Genomic DNA, 18,545 nt, shown 5'->3' with positions numbered 1-18,545 from the left:
GCGTCGCGGGTCCGCGGCAAAGTGTCCTAATGATCCGGGTTTAGCAATTCCCGGTACAACTGGGCGAAGCCGGCCATATTCACCTGGTGCAGGCCCTTGTCCGCCACCAGCCGGCGATTGAGCGCGGCGACCTCATCCAGCCGCGTGTTGTCGCCAGCCAGTTCCATCGCGCGCAGCAGTTCCTCGCCCAAGCGCCCGACATCCTCGGCGATCACGCCGTTGAGACCATCTATCACCCATTCGCCGTTGGCCGGCAGATTGGACAATAAGGGCAGGCAGCCATGGCCCATCGCCTCCAGCAGGCTGATGCTGGTGGCGTCCGAACGCGGCACGCTGACGAAGACCCGGGATTCGGCGTACATCCGCCCCAGGGTCGCGCTGTCGACAAAGCCGGCGAAATCCACGCGGCTCAATCCCAGCTCGGCGGCCAGGCGTTTCAGCGCCTCGGTTTCGCTGCCGCTGGCGGCCACGCTCAAACGCCAATCGCCAAAACGGCCGCTGCGCTCCACTCGCTGCCAGGCGCGCAGAATGGCGTCGATGCGGTAGAGCGGCTTGTGCAGCCGGCAGGACAACACCGTGCGGCCCTTGCCGGCGCTGGCCGCGGACGCCGGCAACGCGTCTATGCCGTAATTGAGCAGGCGGATGCGGCAGCCCTCGCCGGCCAGCTCGCGGATTTTCGCCGCCATGTGCAGCGAATCCGAGGTGATCGCGTCGGCGGCGAGTAGATTGGCGCGCACCATCGCCCGCATCAGCCGGTTGCGCTCCGGCAGCAGCAGCACGTCGGAGCCCCAGGCGGTCAGCACCGTGGGCAGGTCCAGGCTGGCCGCGGCGCGGCTGCCATGCCAGGCCACGCTATTGGCCTGGTGGATATGCAGCAGCCGCGGCCGCGTTTCGCGCAGCCAGGCGCGCAGCCGCGCCACCGTGCCCAGCGCCGCCAAGCGGAAATCCACGCGCAGGCTGCCGGCCAGCAGCGCGGCCACATCGGCCGGCGCTTCGCCGTTGCAGGCCAGGTACACTTTCTCCACATGCGGCGCGATGCCTCGCAGGAAGCGCCAGGTATGCACCGAGGCCGAGCCTATCACCGCGATGCTGGCGATCTTGTCTCTCTGCGGCTCAGTCATGCGCCCAGGCCTCGTACAAGGGCAGCAGCTCCGGATGCTCGTCCAGCCACTTGGCGTCCAGTTCGCGGGTATCGCCCACCACCCGCGCCGGGTTGCCGGACAGGATGGCGAAATCGGGATAGCTGCCGGCCGGCACATAGCTGTAAGCCGACACCATGCTGCCCTTGCCCAGCTCCACGCCCGGCATCAGCACCGAGTGTGGACCGACGAAGCTGTAGCGGCCCAGCTTGGTGGGCTTTTTCAGATAGCCGACGTGATTGTTGCTTTCCAGGTAGCGGTCGCCGTACAGGCGGATGGCCACATGGCTGGAGTGGGTCAACAGAGAAACGTAATTGGTGATCTGACAGCCTTCGCCGATATACAGGCCGCCGGAGGCGTCGATCAGATTGAAATGACCGATGTAGACGTTGTCGTCCACCATCAGCTTGTTCACATGTTCGATGCGGGTCATGTTGGACACCCGGGTGCGTTTGAGGAACACCCCGTCGCCGCGGGTGAATCCATACACCATTCTGGGCTGCACCCACGCCGACAGGCGGAAGCGGATGCGGCTGAATAGAGCGTGCCAATTCATCGGGCTGCCTTGTAAAGCCAAGAGAAATAAGCCAGGAAGTAAGCGGCCATCACCACCGACACCAGTTGGAAGGTGGCCACCGCGTCGTTCCATAGCGCGAAACCGGCCCACATCGTACCCAGAAACAGCATGGCTTGCAGCAAGGACCACAGGAAAGCCTGCCGCTGGCGGTTGATCACCGGCGGCACCATGCCCAGCGGCGAGGCGACGAAGTGGAACAGGATGTAGAGCGACATCGCCTCCGCGTAGCGGCCGGCGGTGGCCCAGTTATGGCCGAACACCAGCGAGAACAGCGGCTCGCCGGCCAGCTGTATCACCAGGAAGGGCAGCAAGGCCATGCCGCCCAGGGTCAGCATCATCTTGCGCAGAATCGGACGCAGCGGCAGCCGCTGATTGCGGGCGTCGGCCAGCTCGCGGTAGGCCACTTGCGCCACCGCCTGGCCGATCAAGGCCGCCGGCAGCTTCAACACCCGCATCATCAGGCCGTAAAAGCCCACCGAGGCGGTGCCGGCCAGCATGGTCAACGCCACCAGCGTCGCCGAATCCAGCAAGGCGGTGCTCAAGGCGTGCGGCGCGTTGATCTTGGGAAACTCGATATAGGCGCGCGCCACCTCGCGCATGCCGGCGCGGCTGAGTTCGTGACGCCAGGCGAAGCGGGCCTTGAGATCCTGCCAGGTCTGCGCCAGCAAAGAGCCGAACTGGCCGGCGAGCTGGCCCAGGATCAGACCGGCGGCGCCGGCGCCGGCCCAGCCCAAGCCGACCTGGGTGGTGGCCATGCTCAGCGACTGCAGCATGCGGCCGTTGGCATTGGCCTGGTAGCGACGGTGGCGGTTGTTCCAGTTGGTCCAGGCCTGCATCAGCCCGGCCAGGGCGATGGACAAGGGCAGCAACAGCAGCCACGGCTCCAGTTCCGGCGCGCCCAGATGGCGGGCGATATGCACATGGCCGTCGAAGGCCACCACCACGCCCACCAGCAAGGACAAGAGCAGCGCGCAGGCGATGGACAGGCCCATCAGATTGCTGGCCCGCTTCTCCTCAGCCGGCAGCACGATGGCCATCTCGTAACGGGCGGTGGCCAGCACCGCCAGCGCCGACATCCAGGAGACGTAGACCGCCTGCACTCCCACCTCGTGCGGGTTGTACAGGCGGGTGATCAAGGGCGACACCAGCAGCGGAATCACCTGCGCCACCGCCGCCCCGGTGATCAGGGTGATGATGTGGCGGATGAAGCCGCTCTTGGGCTGACGGGACAACAACACGCTCATGCGCTCAGGCCAGCGCCTGCTTGACCGCGGCGACGATGGCGTCTTGCGTCGCCTCGTCCAGGAAGGGATGCATCGGCAGGCTCATCACGCGGCGGCCGGCGGCCTCGGACAGCGGGAAGCTGCCCTCGGGCAGGTTCAGGTGGGCGAAGGCCGGCTGCAGATGCAGCGGAATCGGGTAATGCACCGCGGTGGGCACGCCCAGTTCCTTCAGCTTGGCCTGTACCGCCTCGCGATCGTCCACCTCGATGGTGTACTGCGCGTAGACATGGCTATTGCCCTCGGCGATCACCGGCACCCGCGCCACCTCGCGCAGCAGCGCGCTGTAGCGCGCGCCTATGCGCTCGCGCGCCGCCACTTCGTCGGCGAAGCTCGGCAGTTTGGCCAGCAGCACAGCGGCCTGTATGGTATCCAAGCGGCCGTTGAGGCCGATGATGGGGTGGTGATAGCGGCGGTCCTGGCCATGCACGCGGATCTCGCGCATTTTCTTGGCCAGCGCGTCGTCATTGGTGAAGCAGGCACCGCCGTCGCCGTAGCAGCCCAGGGGCTTGCTCGGGAAGAAGCTGGTGCAGCCTATGGTGGACAGATTGCCGGACTTCTTGCCGCGCTGGCCGGCGCCAAAGCTCTGCGCGCCGTCCTCGATCACCGCGATGCCGTGCTTGGCGGCGATGGCGTTGATGGCGTCGAAGTCGGCGCACTGGCCGTACAGGCTCACCGGCATGATGGCGTGGGTGCGCGGCGTGATCGCCGCTTCCAGCAGCGCCGGATCCAGGTTGTAGCTGATGGGATCGATGTCGACGAACACCGGCTTGGCGCCCAGCAAGGCGATCATCTCGCCGGTGGCGATGAAGGTGAACGGGGTGGTGATCACCTCGTCGCCGGGGCCGATGTCCAGAGCCATCATCGCGATCAACAACGCCTTGGTGCCGTCGCAGACGCCGATGGCGTGCTTGGCGCCGGTGTATTCCGCCAGCCCCTGCTCCACCTCCTTCACTTCCGGCCCCATGATGTACTGGCCGTGGTCCAGCACCGCGTGGATGCGGGCGTCGATATCGGCTTTCAGATGCTGGTATTGCGCTTTCAGATCAATGAACTGGATGGACATAAGAGGATCAACCCCAAATCAATTTTTGAAAGATATCGCCTATAGGGCGACACGCAGAACGACTGAGAAGCGCCCTGAGGCAAGGCCCGTCGGCGCAAGGCCGCATCAGGGATGCTTGTCAGTCGTGCTTGAGCGGCGAGCAATGATTGCCGCCCACCTCGTAATGCTTGGCGCAGGCCGGACAGCTATGGGTGCCGATGTCGTTGGCCAGCCGTTCGCCGCAGGAACACATCCAGCCGATGCGCTTGGCCGGCGTGCCCACCATCAGCGCATAAGCCGGCACATCGCGGGTCACCACCGCGCCGGCGCCGATAAACGCGTACTCGCCTATGGTGTGGCCGCACACCACGGTGGCATTGGCGCCGATGGACGCGCCCTGCTTCACCAGGGTGCGGCGGTACTCATTCTTGCGCGCGACATGACTGCGCGGATTGTTGACATTGGTGAACACCATGGACGGGCCGCAGAACACATCGTCCTCCAGCGTCACCGCGTCGTAGATGGACACATTGTTCTGCACCTTGACGTTGTCGCCGATCAGCACGTCGTTGCCGACGAACACGTTCTGGCCGAAGGAACAGCCGGCGCCGATCTGCGCGCCGCCGCAAATATGGACCCAGTGCCAGACGCGGGTGTTCTCGCCGATCTCTGCGCCTTCGTCGACGATGGCGCTGGGGTGGATGTGAACCTGGCTCATTTTTGCCGCTCCCATTTATCCAAAATTTTATCCAGGCGGCTTAGTTGTTGCTCGGAGCGCGCCATGGACCGCTCCTGGCGAGCCAATAATTTCTCGCTGCGCGACCATTGATCTTCCACGCGGCCGGATTGAGCCGCGCGGGCGTCGGACTCGCGCTCCACCTGCCGATGGCTGTTGAAAGCCGAAAACATCAGCATCAAGCCGCCACCGACCAGCCAGAACCCCAAGCCCCACAACGCGCCATCCAGAACCTTCCGCATCATGCCTTGGCCTCAATAATCCAAAGGCAGGCTGACACGGCGGCCATCGCGCGCGGACAGATACATCGCGATCAGCAGCTCCAGCGACTTCAGCCCTTCGCGACCATCGGTCTCCGGCGTGGCTTCGCCGCGCATGGTCTTGATCACATTGTCGTAGTACAAGGGATGGCCGAAGCCGTAAACGCTGGTGGTCGCGTAGCTGGCTTGCTTGATGTCTTCGTCCATCGCGTGCGGCTCGGAAAATTCCCAGTGCTGGATCTCGTTGACCGCCATGCCTCCCACGCGCACCGAGCCCTTCTCGCCCAGGATGGTGATGCTGCCTTCCAGGTTCTTCGGGTAGGTCAGCATGGTCACGTTCATGCTGCCCAGCGCGCCGCTGCGCCATTTGACGCTGACCGTGCCGGTGTCTTCCACCTCGATATTGCGGGCCAAGGTGGCGGTGTAGGCTTGCACGCTTTCCACCGGGCCGATCAGCCAGTCCAGCAGATCGACATAGTGGCTGGCCTGGTTCATGAAGGCGCCGCCGTCGAACTCCCAGGTGCCGCGCCAGCCGGCCGCGTCGTAATACTCCTGCGGCCGGGTCCAGAACACATTGACGTTGACCATGTAGACGCGACCGAAGCGCTTCTCCTGCATCGCCCGCTTCAAGAGCTGCAAGGTGGCGTTGCGACGGTTTTGCTTGACCACGAACAGATGCTTGTTGGCGCGGTCGGCGGCCTTCACCATCTCCAGGCCGTCTTCCCAGCGCGTGGCCATCGGTTTTTCCGTCATCACATGGAAACCCGCTTCCGAGCAGGCGATGCTCTGACTCGGGTGCAGGCCGGAAGGCGTGGTCAAAATCACGATATCGGCGTCGGTCTGCGCCAGCAGCTCGCCCAGGCTGGCATGGCCACGCGCGCCGGTGCGCTCCACCGCGGCTTGCAAGGCGGCCGGGTCGATGTCGCAGACGTCCACCAGTTCAGCGCGCTCGGCATGCTGCTCCAGCGCGCCGAAATGATTGTTGGCGATGCGGCCGCAGCCCACCAGCGCAAAGCGGATCTTGCGATCGGTAATCGGAGGGGTAACTATCATTTGAAAGTCCAGTAACGCACTGAATACACCAGTGTCTTCACATATTCGGACAGCACCGCGCCGGCTTCGTTGACGGCCAGCGTATGGTACAGATCATTGCCGGGATAGACGAAATGCATGCCCCAGTCCACTTCCGGCCACACCTGGCGGAAAGTGGTCAAGGCGCGCGCGGAATGGTACCAGGAGGTCACCAGCAGCGCCCGCTTGGGTTGGAACGCCTGCAGCGAGACCCGGGTCTGCTCGGCGTTCTGGAAGGTATTGCGCGACACGCATTCATAAGCGATGCGCGGCGCCGGCACGCCGGCCATCACCAGCCGGTTGACGATCAGCTTGCAATCGCCCTCGCCGCTGACGAAGACCCGCGGCGCCACGCCGCGATGATACAGTTCGGCGGCGCCGATCACGCGCTGGCCGCTCTCGCCGCCCAGCACCACGATCCAGTCCGCCTTGGCCAGCGGCGCGTCCACCGGCAGCCAGTTCTTGGAATAGCGCAGCAACGGCAACGCGACGACGCCGGCCAGCAGCGCGGCCAGCCCCAGCCAGGCCAGGGCCGCGCCCAAACGCGGATAGCGTCGCCACATGGATCAGGCCTTGACGATGTTGGCGGCCGGTTCCAGATACTTGCCGCGGCTGTCCACCACCAGCTGCGCATGCGCCTTGATCTGCGCATAGTCGAACTTGTCGTGGTCGGTGGCCAGCAACACGCAGTCGTAGCCGGCGATGGCTTCATTGCTCAGCGCCACGCTGGACAGCTCGAAACGATGCTCGCGCATCTTGGGGAACACCGGCACGTGCGGATCGCTGTAAGCCACTTCCGCGCCCAGATCGCGCAGCTTCTCCATCAGGAACACCGACGGGCTTTCGCGCATATCGTCCACGTTCTTCTTGTAAGCGATGCCCAGCACCAGCACGCGGCTGCCGTTGATCGCCTTCTTGCGCTGGTTCAACGCGGCCGCCACTTTGGACACCACGTAGTCCGGCATATTGCTGTTCACTTCGCCGGCCAGTTCGATGAAACGGGTGTTGACGCCGTATTCACGCGCTTTCCAGGTCAGGTAGAACGGGTCGATCGGAATGCAGTGGCCGCCCAGGCCCGGGCCCGGATAGTAGGGCACGAAGCCGAAAGGCTTGGTCGCCGCGGCGCGGATCACTTCATGGATGTCGATGCCCATCTTGTCGGCGACGATCTTCATCTCGTTGACCAGGCCGATATTCACCGCGCGGTGGATGTTTTCCAAAAGCTTGGTCATTTCCGCGGCGCGGGTGGAGGACACCGGCACCACCTTGTCGATCACCGCGCTATACAGCGCCACGCCGATTTCCTGGCAGGCCGGGGTCACGCCGCCGCAGACCTTGGGAATGGTGCGAGTGGTGAAGTTCGGATTACCCGGGTCCTCGCGCTCCGGCGAGAACACCAGGAAGGCATTGTCGCCCACCTTCAGGCCGCGCGATTCCATGCGCGGCAGCAGTTCTTCGTCGGTGGTGCCCGGATAGGTGGTGGACTCCAGCGACACCAGCTGGCCTTCGCGCAGATAGGGCACCAGGCTGTCCATGGTGTCCAGCACGAAGGACAGGTCCGGCTCGCGGTATTTGTTCAGCGGCGTCGGCACGCACAGGATCAGGGTATCGGCTTCCGGCACGCGGCTGAAGTCGGTGGTGGCCTCGAAGCCGCGCTCCAGCGCGGTGGCGATGCTGTCGGCGGAGATATGCTCGATATAGCTTTGACCGGCCATCAAGGCATCCACCTTGGACTGGTCGATATCGAAGCCCAGTACTTTGTAACCGACTTCGGCGAAGCGCAGCATCAGTGGCAGGCCCACATAGCCTAGGCCAACGATGCCGATGACGGCGGATTTATCTGCAATCCGATTGAGCAATTGCTGCTTGATCACGGTGTAAGTCCCAACAGTATGTAAATACGATAGCGGCGGACCCGACATTGACGACAAGCGGCGCGGAAGCGAAACCGCCCGCGCCGCGCCTGTCCTAAACTGTCCGGTCCACCGCCATAAAGTTCATGCAACGGCAAGCCAGCTTGCCGCCTTCCGTTTCTGTCCGTACTGATCTGCCTCAGAATCCGCTTATCCGGACTCGTTTCGCGCAGCGCGCCATCCGCCTCAAGCCGGCATGGCCACAATGCCGGCATTATACGCCTCTTCCCGCGCGTCATTGGGTAAGCAAATGTACGTTGACGCGCCGCTTCAGACCAGTAAATGCCCCGCAGTGTGCTGGTTGGTCATTTTCAAACGGCTGACGAAATCGACGAATTCCAGGCCAAAGCGGCCCTCCAGCTCATCGGCGCGTTTCTTCAAGGCCTCCCACTGCGTCAGCGTCGGGCTCTGACGGAAAGCCATCACCGCCACATTGCCGTGACTGGCCGCCGGCAGTTCCAGCACCCGGCCCTCGAACACGTTCAACAAACGCTCGATGAAGGACTGATAGCGTTTGTCCCCGCTCCACCAGTTGGTGACGAACACCCCCTTGGGGCTGAGCGCGCGCTTGCAGTCCTCGAAGAAATCCTCGGTGGTCAGCGCGTCGACGATCTGCAGGCCGTCGAAACCATCCACCAGGATGGCGTCGGTGGAGCCACGGAAAATCTTCACGTAATCGGCGCCGTCGGCTTCGACGATCTCGAAGAAATCGCCCTCCTCCGGCAGCTGGAAAAAGGCGCGCGCCACCGCGATCACCTGCGGATTGATGTCCACCGCGACGCTGACCGCGTCCGGCAGGTATTCATCGATGAAACGGGCGAAGGAGCCGCCGCCCAGGCCGATCTGCAGGATGTGCTGCGGCGCGTCGTTCCACAGCAGAAAGCCCATCATCGCCCGACTATAGCTGAGCACCAGATCGGCCGGCTCATCCAGGTCCATCGAGCTCTGTATCGTTTCCGAGCCCAGATGCAGCGAACGGATATTGCCCTCTTCCGAGATCTCCACCTCCGGCATTTCCTCCACCGCGGCACGCACGCGGCGGCGGAACGGATGCAAGGCCCTACGCGCCACAGCCCGAACCCTCGTCCGCCGGCTTGCGCGAATCCAGAATGCTGATGGTGCGCTTCTTCGGCGCGGCCTCGGTCTCGTCGTCCTGCGGCGGCGGCGGATCGCGGAATTCTTCCTTGTCGAAAGCGGTGTCGCCGCCCTCGAACGGCGCGTCGCCGGTCTTCAGACCGGCGAAATCGAACAGCCCGGTATCGGCCAGGTGGGACGGCACCACGTTCTGCAAGGCGCGGAACATGCTCTCCAGCCGGCCGGGGAAGCGGCGGTCCCAGTCGTTGACCATTTCCTTGACCACCTGACGCTGCAGATTGGGCTGCGAGCCGCACAGATTGCACGGGATGATGGGGAATTCGCGCAGCGCGGCGTAGCGTTCGATGTCCTTCTCGCGGCAATAGGCCAGCGGGCGGATCACCATGTGACGGCCGTCGTCGGACACCAGCTTGGGCGGCATCGATTTCAGCTTGCCGCCGTAGAACATATTCAGGAACAGGGTGTGCAGGATATCGTCGCGGTGGTGGCCCAGCGCGATCTTGGTCGCGCCCAGCTCATCGGCCACGCGATAAAGAATGCCGCGACGCAGCCGCGAACACAGACTGCAAGTGGTCTTGCCTTCCGGCACCAGCCGCTTGACGATGGAATAGGTGTCTTCCTCGACGATGCGGTACTCCACGCCGATGGAATCCAGGTATTCCGGCAACACATGCTCGGGAAAGCCCGGCTGCTTCTGGTCCAGATTGACCGCCACGATGGAGAAATCGATAGGCGCGGACTTCTGCAGGCCGCGCAGGATGTCCAGCAAGGTATAGCTGTCCTTGCCGCCGGACAGGCAGACCATCACGCGGTCGCCCTCTTCTATCATATTGAAGTCATTGATGGCGTCACCCACATGGTGGCGCAGGCGCTTGGCCAGTTTATTGCCTTCAAACACGGCCTTTTTGGCCTTGTCGTCGAGGACGCTGCTTGCTTCGGACATGGAGTACGGCTAAGAAATTGAAAAACAGGCGATTTTACTTTTTTTCCGCGACGAAATCCACGCCGGCGAACAAGAGCCGCGCGCAGCCGCCCCTTCCGTGTCTACAGCACCACGCTGCGGCCGCCGTCCACCGCCAGAATCTGGCCGGTCACATAGCCGGCGTCCAGCAGCAGGAAAGCCACCGCCTGGGCGATGTCCTCCGGCACCCCGGCGCGGCGCAAGGGAATGCTGGCCTCTATCGCCTGACGCGCCGCGGCGTCGAAGGAGAGTTCGTCTTCCGGCCACAGGTTCACGCCCGGCGCCACGCCGTTGACGCGCACCGCCGGTGCCAGCTCTATCGCCAGGCTGCGGATCAGCTGCGCGTGGCCGGCCTTGGCCAGGTTGTACACCACATGGCGCGCCATCGGCCTATCCACGTGGATGTCGGAAATGCCGACGATGGCGCCGCGCCGCCGGCTCAGCTCCGGCGCCAACGCCTGCGCCAGGAATAGCGGCGCCTTCAGATTGCTGCCCATCAAGTCATGCCAGGCCGCCTCGTCTATGCTGCCCAGCTCGGTGGGAAAGAAGCTGGACGCGTTGTTGACCAGGCCGTCCAGCCGGCCGAAAGCCGCCACCGCCTGCGCCGCCAGCGCCGGCAAGGCCGCCGTGTCCAGCAAATCCGCCTGCACCAGCCGCGCCGAATCCGGCCGCGCCGCGTTCAACTCCGCCGCCAAGGCCTCCGCCGCCGCGCGCGAACCGCGATAATGCAGCACCAGCCGGACCCCGCGCGCGTGCAAATGGCGAGCGATGCCCGCGCCTACCCGCCGCGCCGCGCCGCTGATCAATACCACTCGCTGCTCGCCGCTTATCTCCCGCTCCACCATTTCCGCTCCTCTGACTCTCCGCCCGCCGCCGCAGGCTCCCACACACGCGTTGCGTCGCGATGACGCCAGCCGCAATCTCTATTTCTTGCCCATGCACGGCTGGGCCACCGCCAAGGCCGCCTGGTTGGACGGCGGCAAGGCGAAACGCGCCACCAGCTTGCCGTGCTTGCGGCTGGCGCCGTCTATCGTCACCAGCAGTTCCTTGTGCGTGGCGGACTGCCAGGCGAAGAATTCGCCCCGCGACGACCACTCGAACACGAAGCGGCCGCTCGCCTCGTACCAGCCGGCGAAATGGCTGTCCACGCCGCGGCGCAAGCCCGTCATGTTCAGCTTGAGCTTGCGACGCTCGCCCAGGCCGCCCGGCCCCTCGAACGGGCGCACGTCCCAACCGCCCAGTTGATCGGACAGACGCAGCGACAGCCGCAAGGGCGGACTGTCCGCCCGGCAGGCCAGCTCCAGCCGCGCCGGGAAACGGCTGCGCCCCACCGACGCCTCGCCGTCCAGGCTGGCCACTTGCAAAGGATTGTCCGGAAACGGTTTCGACACCACCCACTGCGGCGCCGCCGCCAAAGCCTGGGCGACCAACAAGCCGCCCGCACAGCCCGTCATCCAACGATAAAATGGACCCACCCTCTTCTCCTGTCCGCCAGTTTCCACCACAATCGCGCCACATTGTAGCAGGATGACCGCCATGACCACCTTACCCGCCGCCAGCGCCGACGCGCTGGCCACCAGCCAAAGCCTAGTCCACGCCATCCAGGCGGAAGTCCGCCAACAAGGCGGCTGGATTCCGTTTTCCCGCTACATGGAACTGGCGCTGTACGCGCCCGGCCTCGGCTACTACGCCGCCGGCAGCCACAAGCTGGGCGCGGCCGGCGACTTCACCACCGCGCCGGAAATGAGCGCGCTGTTCGGCCGCGCGCTGGCGCGCCAGTTGGCGGAGCTGCTGCCGCAAACCGCCAATGTGATCTATGAATTCGGCGCCGGCACCGGCAAGCTGGCGATCGACATCCTCGGCGAATTGCAAACGCTGGACGCGCTGCCGGAACGCTATTGCATCGTCGATCTGTCGCCGGACCTGATCGAGCGCCAGCAACACAATATCCGCCAGGCGCTGCCGCAGCTGGCCGATCGCGTGCAGTGGCTGAGCCAGCTGCCGGAGCGGCTGGACGGCGTGATCATCGGCAATGAAGTGCTGGACGCCATGCCCTGCGAGCTGATCCGCTGGAGCCCCGAGGCGCAACAGCGCGGCGTGGCGCTGGACGGCGAGCGCTTCGTCTGGGAAGACCGTCCCATCCAGGATCCGCAGCTGCTGCAACTGGCCCGGGCCATCCAGCCGCGGCACGACGACTATGTTTCCGAAATCAGCCCGGCCAATATCGGCTTCCTTCATACCCTGGCGCAAAAGCTGGAGCGCGGCGCCATCCTGCTGCTGGACTACGGCTTCCCCGCCGCCGAGTACTATCACCCGCAGCGCCATATGGGCACGCTGATCGGTCATTACCGCCACCACACCGTGGACGATCCCTTCTTCCTGCCCGGCCTGATGGACCTGACCTGCCACGTCGATTTCAGCGCGGCGGCCCAGGCCGGCATAGACGCCGGCCTGGACTTGATCGGCTACACCACCCAGGCCCAGTTCCTGATCAACGCCGGCATCACCCAATTGCTGGAGCAACTGGACCCGGCGGATGCCGCCGGTTATCTGCCGCACGCCGCCGCGGTGCAGAAGCTTCTGTCGCCGTCGGAAATGGGCGAGTTATTCAAGGCCATAGGCTTTGGCAAAAACGTTAGCATAGACTGGAGCGGTTTCCTGCGCGGCGATCGCTGCTATACCTTGTAAGCTAAGCACCGCGAGAATCTTGTTGACAGCCGGCTTTCGGCTGCGTATATTTCGCGTCTCGGTGCACTCGTGCATCGAAAAACGTGGCGAATTAGCTCAGTCGGTTAGAGCGACGGAATCATAATCCGCAGGTCCGGGGTTCGAGTCCCTGATTCGCCACCACAGTTTGCGAAGAATTGTTTTCGACAAGTCTTCACGGCGAATTAGCTCAGTCGGTTAGAGCGACGGAATCATAATCCGCAGGTCCGGGGTTCGAGTCCCTGATTCGCCACCAATATGAAAAAAGGTCAGAGCAATCTGACCTTTTTTCGTTTCCGCGCCGCCCGGCGTCTTCATCCCGTTTCAGACTCCCGCATCCTCGATGGCATAATCGCGCTCATTCTCTATGACCCGCCGGATTGCATCCATGCCATTGACCCGCCCCCTGTTCGCCGCCTTGTTGGGCAGCGTCTTGCTCAGCGCCTGCCAGACCGCCCCCGTCCAACCCGACCCCAAGAAATTGAGCGCCGCCTATCTGGACGCCGAATTGGCACAGCTCAAAGCCGATATGCTGGATTGGGTGCCGCTGAATGACAAAGGAGAAATCCACACCTGGCAGATCGAGCAGACCCGCTTGCTGGAGTGCTCACCGTGGAAACCCGGCAAGAGTGCCCTCGGGCGCGGCCTGTGCATGGCGCGCAAGGAAGACCTCAACGCGGCCGAGCTGCAAGCGCTGGGCGAACAGCTCAAGGTGCTGTCGGCCCTGGCCGACGATTACGGCCTGCTGGCGCAACAATATCGCAGCGGCGCGCTGGACCGCGCCGCCTATATCGCCGCCGCGCAGCGCAGCACCCGGCTCTGGCGACCGCAATTGCTGCGCCATTGCATCGCCAAGCAGCGCAGCGTGCTGGACAGCCGCGGCGACGACAATATGTGCAACCCCAATCCCAAGTACGGCCTGTCGGTCGACGCCGCCGGCGCCGTCGTCGCCGGTCAGCGCGGCAGCGGCGCCAGTTATGAGAAAACGCCGCTGGTCGTCGGCTATCTGCCCGGCCTGTTCAAACGCTGAAGCCGCCCGGGGCGAGCTCCTGCCCGCCTATAGTGAAGCATCGCGACCCGGGAGCCCTTCATGCGCAGCTTGCCTCCAGCACTTGCCCGCGCCCTCCGGCTCCTGGCCTGCAGCGCCGCGCTCTGCTTCGCCACGCCCGCCTTGGCCGCCGAGCCTTGCGCCCGAGCGCTCAGCGTCGGCTGGGACAACTGGCCTCCCTATCATTACCTGTCCGCGCGCCAGCAACTGGAGGGGTATTCGGTGGCGGTGCTGAACGAAGCCGCGCGCCGCGCCGGCTGCCAGCTGCACTATCAGCAAATGCCATGGCCGCGCACCTTGCTGCGCTTGAGAACCGGCCTGGTCGATGTGGCGATGGGAGCGCTGAAGACACCGGAACGCGAGCGATACGCGCTATTCGTTCCGGCCTACAACCCGGCCACGGTGCGGCTGTGGGCGCTGCGCGAACAACAGGCGCGCTGGCCGGTGCACCGACCCGAGGACCTGGCCAAGCTCGGCGCGCTCACGCTGGGCATCAATCGCGGCGACAGCTTCGGCGGCGAGCTCGACGCCTGGCTGCAACATCCGCCGGCCACGGTGACGCTGGATCAGGCTCCCACGCTGAGCACGAATATTCAGAAACTGCGCGCCAAGCGCATCGACCTGCTGCTGGCCAATTCCACGGCGATGCGAGCCGCCCTGCTCGCCCAGCCCGGCGAACCCGCCATCCTGCCGCTGCCGCCGGTCTGGCGCGTCGGCGAAGCCTATTTCGCCTTCAGCAAGGCCGGCGTACCGGCATCAGTGGTAACGGCTTTCGAGCAGGCGCTGCGCGGCATGAAGCAGGACGGCACCATCGCCGAACTCTACCAGCGGCACTTCGACGCGCCGTTTCCGGAGTAGCGCGCTCTCATTGCCTGCGTCCGCTTCCTCATGGCATAGTGGCGCGCACAAAAACATGCATTCATCCCTTTCGTTCAGCCGCACCCTCATTTCGACAAAGGATTCCCCATGCAAAACCGCCTGATCGGCGCGCTGCTGGCCGCCTTGTGCGGCGGCGCCGTCGCCGCCAATGTGCCCAGCCAGATGCTGGCAGCCAACACCCAAGCCTGCGTGCAACTGGCCGGCATGATGTCGCAAAAAGGAATGGACCCTTACGCGCCCAAGGACAAGAGCAAGCAGCCGGCGTATTGCGGCTGCGTCAGCAAGAAATACTGGGATCAGGTGCCGCAAGCCGATTACGACGGCATGATGGCCGAGATGACGCGCGGCGAACAACACGGCCCGCGCGGCAAGGCCATAGACAAGGCCTTGGACCAGCGCATGGAGAACGCCAAGAAGTCCTGCCGCGGCTAGCCGTCGGCGTCGAGCAGCCGTTCCGCCAGCGGCAGCAGCAGGGTTTCGGCCAATTGCGCGAACAGCGGGTCTTGCAGCGGCGCTTGATTGCGAAAGGCCAGCGCGATCGCCGCCTCGTCCTTCTGCGCGACGCTGCCCTCGCGGACAAAGCCCGGCTCCCATTTTTCCAGCGCTTTCAGCATCGCCTTGTCGCGCCGCTCCGGCTCCGCCGCCAGCGCCTCGGCATAGGCCCAGCCGGTACGGCCGAACCAGGGCAGCGGCTGATCCTGGCCCTGGCGCCAGCGCGCCAGCCACGGCTCCAGCAAGGCCAGCGCGCCCGGCTCGTCTTCCAGTTGCAAGCCGCCGGCGTCGTCATAGCAGGCGGTACGGCAGGCCACGCCCGCCGGCCGCGCCGCGCACAGCAGCAGGTGGCTGAGCCACAGCGCCACGCGCTGGGCGGCATTGATCTTGCCGACGACGAAGCTGAGCTGCCCCTCCGGCCGCAAGCCGGTCAACTCGCCCACCACGGTGCAGCCGCCTATGCTCAGATGCAGCGGCTGCGGCGGCAGCGTGTCCTCGGTCAACGCGGCCGGCAGCCGCGCCGCCAGCCTGACGCTGGAGCGCGCCTCCTCCACCAGCCAGGCCTGGCCCAGCGCCGCCGGCGGCAGCAGGCCGGCGGCGGCGACGCGCTCGCGCACCGGCGCTTGCGGACGACGGTGCAGCATCGCTTCCACCAATTGCGCGCGCACCGCGCGGCTGGCGTCGCCATCCAGCGCGAACGGCTCGCGCACCGGCAATTCATCTTCGCCGCCAAACAGCCGTATCGCCAGCCGGTCCGCCAGCCAGGCGCGCACCGGGTTGCGCCAGAAGCGGATGAAATCATGCAGATTGACCACCCCGCTGAACGCCGCCGACGGCAGCTCACCGGCGAAGGGGCGCGGCGCGGTCAAGGGCTGAGCCAGCGCGGCGGCGAAAGTGGGCTCGAAACTGGCCAGCCGCGGGTCCACGCCATCGTAAGCGGCGGGCGAGAACGGCTGCAGCGGATGGCGCACCGTCAGTTCCCGCGCCAGATCCTGCCCGCACATGGAGGAGAAACAATCCAGCAGTTCGGCGATCAGCGGCGACGGCGGCAGCGGCTCGCCGCTGCGGGCGGACTGGCCGACATAGGACAGATACAGTTTTTCCCGCGCCGACAGAATCGCTTCCAGGAATAGATAACGGTCGTCGAAACGGCGCGAACGATCGCCGCGGCGCGGATGGCGCGCCACCAGGTCGAAGCTGACCGGGCGCTCGTCGCGCGGATAGGCCCCGTCGTTCATGCCGATCAGGCACAGCACCCGGAAAGGGATGGAACGCATCGGCACCATCGCGCAGAAGGTAACGCCGCCGGAGAGAAAGCCCAACGGCGAGGACTGGGTCAGCTTGCGCTTCAGCCAATCGCGCACCACCGGCAGGCCCAGCGCCTGTTCAAAACCGGCCAGCTCAGTGTCCGTCGCCAGTTCCGCCAAGGCCGCGCGCAGCGTCTCCAACGCGTTCTCCTCGTCGGCGTCGGCGTCGAACAGGCGCTCGCAAGCTTGCTGCAAACGCTCAGCCCACTGCGCCGGGCTCGCCGGCCGCGCCCATTCCTCGGCCACGCGCTCCAGCTCGCGATAGCAGGCGGAGAAGCGTCCCAGCGCCTCCGCCAACTGGCCCTGGGCGCTGCCATGCGGCAGCAAGCCGGCGAACAGGCCGCTGTCGTCGCCGGCCAGCGCCGGCGGCAGCACCGCGCCCAGCAATAGTCGGTCCAGGCCCCAGCGCCAAGTAAACAACGGATCGGCCGGCAGGCCCAGCGCCGCCTTGTGCGCGGCGTCGCGACCCCAGCGGATGCCGGATTCCCGCACCCATTGCTGGATGAAGGGCACGTCGGCGTCGCCCAGGCCGAAACGGCGCAGCAAGGCCGGCGCGTCCAACAGCGCCAGCACCTGGTCGGCGGCGAAGCGGGAGTCCGCCAGATCCAGCAGCGCGGCATAACTGGCCAGCAACGGTTCCTCGCGCACGATGCGGCGGTCGGCGATGCTGTAGGGGATGTCCGGCGCGGCGTCCTCATGCGCGCGGGCGCCGAACACGGCATCGATATAGGGCGCGTAGCTATTGATATCCGGGGTCAGCACCGCCACGTCGGCGGGGCTCAGGCCCGGCTCGTCGCGGAACATCGCCAGCAACCGGTCCTTCAGTATCTCAAGCTCGCGCATCGGACCGTGAGCGGCGTGGATCTGCACCGAGTCGTCGCCGGGCGCCAGCGGCCGCGGCGCGTCCTTGGGATCGTTCAACTGCAGGATGTCGCGCTGCAGCCGCGCCAGCAGGCTGTCTCCGTTCGGCGCGGCGAACAGCGGCCGCGCGTCCAGTTCGCTGTCCTCCGCGATCAGTTCGAAGAAGTCGCGGCCCTGCTTGCCCAGCGAGGCCAGCAAGGGATGGCCCTCGGTGGCGAACAGATCCCCCTTCTGCTGCAGCTTGAGCTTGCGACGCGCATCGACGATGTCACCCCAGTACGCTTCGCAGGGGTTGAGGGTGAACAGGCAGACATCGGTGAGCTGGGCCAGGCGCTTGACCAGGGCCAGATACATCGGCGCCAGGCTGGCGATGCCGAACAGCGTCACCCGTTCCGGCAGATGCTCGGATTTGAGCTCGGCGAAGAACTCGTCCAGCATGCGCACGCGGTGGCGGCTGGGATCGCTGGCCGCCAAACGGCGCCACAGCGCGGCCTGCCAGGCTTCGTCGTCGCCCAGGCCCAGCAGCTGGCCCGCCTCCCAGGCGCGGATCCAGTCCGGCCGGAACACCAGGTATTGGTCAAAGATGTCCGCCACCTTGCCGGCCAGCTCGAAGCAGGCCGCCTCGCCGCCCTCCAGATAGCGCAACAAGGCGAGAAAAGGCTCGCCCTGCAAGGTCGGCAGCAGTTCCATCAGCCGCCAGCTCAGCACTTCCGGCGCGAACGAGGATTTGCGCGGCAATTCCGGCATTACCCGCTGCATCAGCCGCCAGGCGAAAGCGGCCGGCAGCACAAAGTCCAGATTGGCGGCGACGCCATTGCTGCGCGCCAGATCCAACGTGATCCAACGCCCCATGCCGCGACTTTGCACGATCACGGTTTCCGGCGCGAACGGGTCCGACAGCGGCAGGCTCTGGCTCATGCCGCAAAACAACTGACCCAGTTGCTCCAAGCGGTTGGACTGGTAAAGAAGCAGCATGCGAAAAATCGGTGGTGGTGAAATCAGCCCAAGTGTAGCATCCGTGGCCGGCCGGCGGCGGCCAACGCCGCGCGGCAGATCCTGCCGCGTCAAGCCGATGGCCGCGCCGCTTTGTTTCTTCGCCAGGAATACTAATGGCATATTGATGCCAATCAATACCAATATAAATCCAATAACGCTAAAATATGACATTTACCTGT

General features: G+C 65.1%; 18 protein-coding genes and 2 tRNA genes. 6 read left to right on the top strand and 14 right to left on the bottom strand.

Translation table 11 applies throughout. The features are described from left to right. Window positions 1-26: 26 nt before the first annotated feature. The 13 genes from ACE3QM_RS08905 to ACE3QM_RS08845 all read right to left on the bottom strand — a co-directional run bounded on the left by ACE3QM_RS08905 (window position 27) and on the right by ACE3QM_RS08845 (window position 11,552). Window positions 27-1,121, bottom strand: coding sequence for a glycosyltransferase family 4 protein (locus ACE3QM_RS08905; protein WP_374421440.1), 1,095 nt, complete (start codon window positions 1,119-1,121; stop codon window positions 27-29). Continuing rightward, entirely contained in the window at window positions 1,114-1,695 is a 582-nt protein-coding gene (locus tag ACE3QM_RS08900; RefSeq protein WP_374421439.1) for an acyltransferase, read from the bottom strand. Before ACE3QM_RS08900 ends, ACE3QM_RS08905 begins: the two co-directional genes overlap by 8 nt. After that, entirely contained in the window at window positions 1,692-2,960 is a 1,269-nt protein-coding gene (locus ACE3QM_RS08895; RefSeq protein WP_374421438.1) for a lipopolysaccharide biosynthesis protein, read from the bottom strand. Before ACE3QM_RS08895 ends, ACE3QM_RS08900 begins: the two co-directional genes overlap by 4 nt. Window positions 2,961-2,964: 4 nt before the next feature. Further along, the gene (locus ACE3QM_RS08890) at window positions 2,965-4,062 is read right to left on the bottom strand and encodes a DegT/DnrJ/EryC1/StrS family aminotransferase (RefSeq protein ID WP_374421437.1); all 1,098 of its coding nucleotides are present in this window, start codon (window positions 4,060-4,062) and stop codon (window positions 2,965-2,967) included. 118 nt (window positions 4,063-4,180) lie between these two features. Next, window positions 4,181-4,759 carry an acyltransferase gene (locus tag ACE3QM_RS08885; RefSeq protein ID WP_048408659.1) on the bottom strand — a complete coding sequence of 193 codons (579 nt, stop codon included), beginning with the start codon at window positions 4,757-4,759 and terminating at the stop codon, window positions 4,181-4,183. Then, window positions 4,756-5,019 (bottom strand): hypothetical protein, encoded by a 264-nt coding sequence (locus ACE3QM_RS08880; protein ID WP_374421436.1) that lies wholly within the window; start codon window positions 5,017-5,019, stop codon window positions 4,756-4,758. Before ACE3QM_RS08880 ends, ACE3QM_RS08885 begins: the two co-directional genes overlap by 4 nt. Before the next feature lie 12 nt (window positions 5,020-5,031). Continuing rightward, window positions 5,032-6,090, bottom strand: coding sequence for a Gfo/Idh/MocA family protein (locus ACE3QM_RS08875; RefSeq protein WP_048408657.1), 1,059 nt, complete (start codon window positions 6,088-6,090; stop codon window positions 5,032-5,034). Then, window positions 6,087-6,671 (bottom strand): YdcF family protein, encoded by a 585-nt coding sequence (locus ACE3QM_RS08870; protein ID WP_231464250.1) that lies wholly within the window; start codon window positions 6,669-6,671, stop codon window positions 6,087-6,089. Before ACE3QM_RS08870 ends, ACE3QM_RS08875 begins: the two co-directional genes overlap by 4 nt. Window positions 6,672-6,674: 3 nt before the next feature. Then, a complete protein-coding gene (locus ACE3QM_RS08865) occupies window positions 6,675-7,979 on the bottom strand; it encodes a nucleotide sugar dehydrogenase (protein ID WP_048408705.1) in 1,305 nt (434 codons plus the stop codon). Between the two features lie 312 nt (window positions 7,980-8,291). Beyond that, the gene (locus ACE3QM_RS08860; protein WP_048408704.1) at window positions 8,292-9,035 is read right to left on the bottom strand and encodes a polyamine aminopropyltransferase; all 744 of its coding nucleotides are present in this window, start codon (window positions 9,033-9,035) and stop codon (window positions 8,292-8,294) included. Window positions 9,036-9,081: 46 nt separating this feature from the next. Further along, window positions 9,082-10,059 (bottom strand): tRNA 2-thiocytidine(32) synthetase TtcA, encoded by a 978-nt coding sequence (gene ttcA / locus ACE3QM_RS08855; RefSeq protein ID WP_048408655.1) that lies wholly within the window; start codon window positions 10,057-10,059, stop codon window positions 9,082-9,084. A gap of 101 nt (window positions 10,060-10,160) precedes the next feature. Then, entirely contained in the window at window positions 10,161-10,919 is a 759-nt protein-coding gene (locus tag ACE3QM_RS08850; protein WP_374421435.1) for a pteridine reductase, read from the bottom strand. 81 nt (window positions 10,920-11,000) lie between these two features. Next, a complete protein-coding gene (locus tag ACE3QM_RS08845) occupies window positions 11,001-11,552 on the bottom strand; it encodes a hypothetical protein (protein WP_374421434.1) in 552 nt (183 codons plus the stop codon). A gap of 61 nt (window positions 11,553-11,613) precedes the next feature. Between ACE3QM_RS08845 and ACE3QM_RS08840 the strand changes: the two genes are divergently transcribed. The 6 genes from ACE3QM_RS08840 (at window position 11,614) to ACE3QM_RS08815 (ending at window position 15,142) form a co-directional block, all read left to right on the top strand. Continuing rightward, complete coding sequence (locus ACE3QM_RS08840) at window positions 11,614-12,765, top strand: class I SAM-dependent methyltransferase (RefSeq protein WP_374421433.1); 1,152 nt, start codon at window positions 11,614-11,616, stop codon at window positions 12,763-12,765. 85 nt (window positions 12,766-12,850) lie between these two features. Next, a tRNA-Met gene (locus ACE3QM_RS08835) sits at window positions 12,851-12,927 on the top strand. A gap of 35 nt (window positions 12,928-12,962) precedes the next feature. Further along, window positions 12,963-13,039: transfer RNA gene (locus tag ACE3QM_RS08830), tRNA-Met, on the top strand. A 132-nt stretch (window positions 13,040-13,171) separates the two neighbouring features. Further along, window positions 13,172-13,813 (top strand): hypothetical protein, encoded by a 642-nt coding sequence (locus ACE3QM_RS08825; RefSeq protein WP_048408651.1) that lies wholly within the window; start codon window positions 13,172-13,174, stop codon window positions 13,811-13,813. A gap of 60 nt (window positions 13,814-13,873) precedes the next feature. After that, on the top strand, window positions 13,874-14,689 hold the full coding sequence (locus tag ACE3QM_RS08820) for a substrate-binding periplasmic protein (RefSeq protein WP_374421432.1): 816 nt from the start codon (window positions 13,874-13,876) through the stop codon (window positions 14,687-14,689). Between the two features lie 108 nt (window positions 14,690-14,797). After that, complete coding sequence (locus tag ACE3QM_RS08815; RefSeq protein ID WP_374421431.1) at window positions 14,798-15,142, top strand: hypothetical protein; 345 nt, start codon at window positions 14,798-14,800, stop codon at window positions 15,140-15,142. Here the strand turns inward: ACE3QM_RS08815 and recC are convergent. Then, entirely contained in the window at window positions 15,139-18,345 is a 3,207-nt protein-coding gene (gene recC / locus ACE3QM_RS08810; protein WP_374421430.1) for an exodeoxyribonuclease V subunit gamma, read from the bottom strand. The two genes, ACE3QM_RS08815 and recC, sit on opposite strands and share 4 nt — an antisense overlap. Window positions 18,346-18,545: the final 200 nt, after the last annotated feature.

Source organism: Chromobacterium sp., from assembly GCF_041912965.1.
Classification (GTDB): Bacteria; Pseudomonadota; Gammaproteobacteria; order Burkholderiales; family Chromobacteriaceae; genus Chromobacterium; species Chromobacterium aquaticum.
This window is presented reverse-complemented; position numbering and strand designations above follow the sequence as displayed.

Excerpts from the sequence above, each read along its gene's own strand:
- ACE3QM_RS08905 (WP_374421440.1), bottom strand. The coding sequence starts at position 1,121 with ATGACTGAGCCGCAGAGAGACAAGATCGCCAGCATCGCGGTGATAGGC.
- ACE3QM_RS08885 (WP_048408659.1), bottom strand. The coding sequence starts at position 4,759 with ATGAGCCAGGTTCACATCCACCCCAGCGCCATCGTCGACGAAGGCGCA.
- ACE3QM_RS08870 (WP_231464250.1), bottom strand. The coding sequence starts at position 6,671 with ATGTGGCGACGCTATCCGCGTTTGGGCGCGGCCCTGGCCTGGCTGGGG.
- ACE3QM_RS08890 (WP_374421437.1), bottom strand. The coding sequence starts at position 4,062 with ATGTCCATCCAGTTCATTGATCTGAAAGCGCAATACCAGCATCTGAAA.
- ACE3QM_RS08825 (WP_048408651.1), top strand. The coding sequence starts at position 13,172 with ATGCCATTGACCCGCCCCCTGTTCGCCGCCTTGTTGGGCAGCGTCTTG.
- ACE3QM_RS08820 (WP_374421432.1), top strand. The coding sequence starts at position 13,874 with ATGCGCAGCTTGCCTCCAGCACTTGCCCGCGCCCTCCGGCTCCTGGCC.
- ACE3QM_RS08880 (WP_374421436.1), bottom strand. The coding sequence starts at position 5,019 with ATGCGGAAGGTTCTGGATGGCGCGTTGTGGGGCTTGGGGTTCTGGCTG.
- ttcA (WP_048408655.1), bottom strand. The coding sequence starts at position 10,059 with ATGTCCGAAGCAAGCAGCGTCCTCGACGACAAGGCCAAAAAGGCCGTG.
- ACE3QM_RS08860 (WP_048408704.1), bottom strand. The coding sequence starts at position 9,035 with ATGCCGGAGGTGGAGATCTCGGAAGAGGGCAATATCCGTTCGCTGCAT.
- ACE3QM_RS08900 (WP_374421439.1), bottom strand. The coding sequence starts at position 1,695 with ATGAATTGGCACGCTCTATTCAGCCGCATCCGCTTCCGCCTGTCGGCG.
- ACE3QM_RS08875 (WP_048408657.1), bottom strand. The coding sequence starts at position 6,090 with ATGATAGTTACCCCTCCGATTACCGATCGCAAGATCCGCTTTGCGCTG.
- ACE3QM_RS08815 (WP_374421431.1), top strand. The coding sequence starts at position 14,798 with ATGCAAAACCGCCTGATCGGCGCGCTGCTGGCCGCCTTGTGCGGCGGC.
- ACE3QM_RS08895 (WP_374421438.1), bottom strand. The coding sequence starts at position 2,960 with ATGAGCGTGTTGTTGTCCCGTCAGCCCAAGAGCGGCTTCATCCGCCAC.
- recC (WP_374421430.1), bottom strand. The coding sequence starts at position 18,345 with ATGCTGCTTCTTTACCAGTCCAACCGCTTGGAGCAACTGGGTCAGTTG.
- ACE3QM_RS08840 (WP_374421433.1), top strand. The coding sequence starts at position 11,614 with ATGACCACCTTACCCGCCGCCAGCGCCGACGCGCTGGCCACCAGCCAA.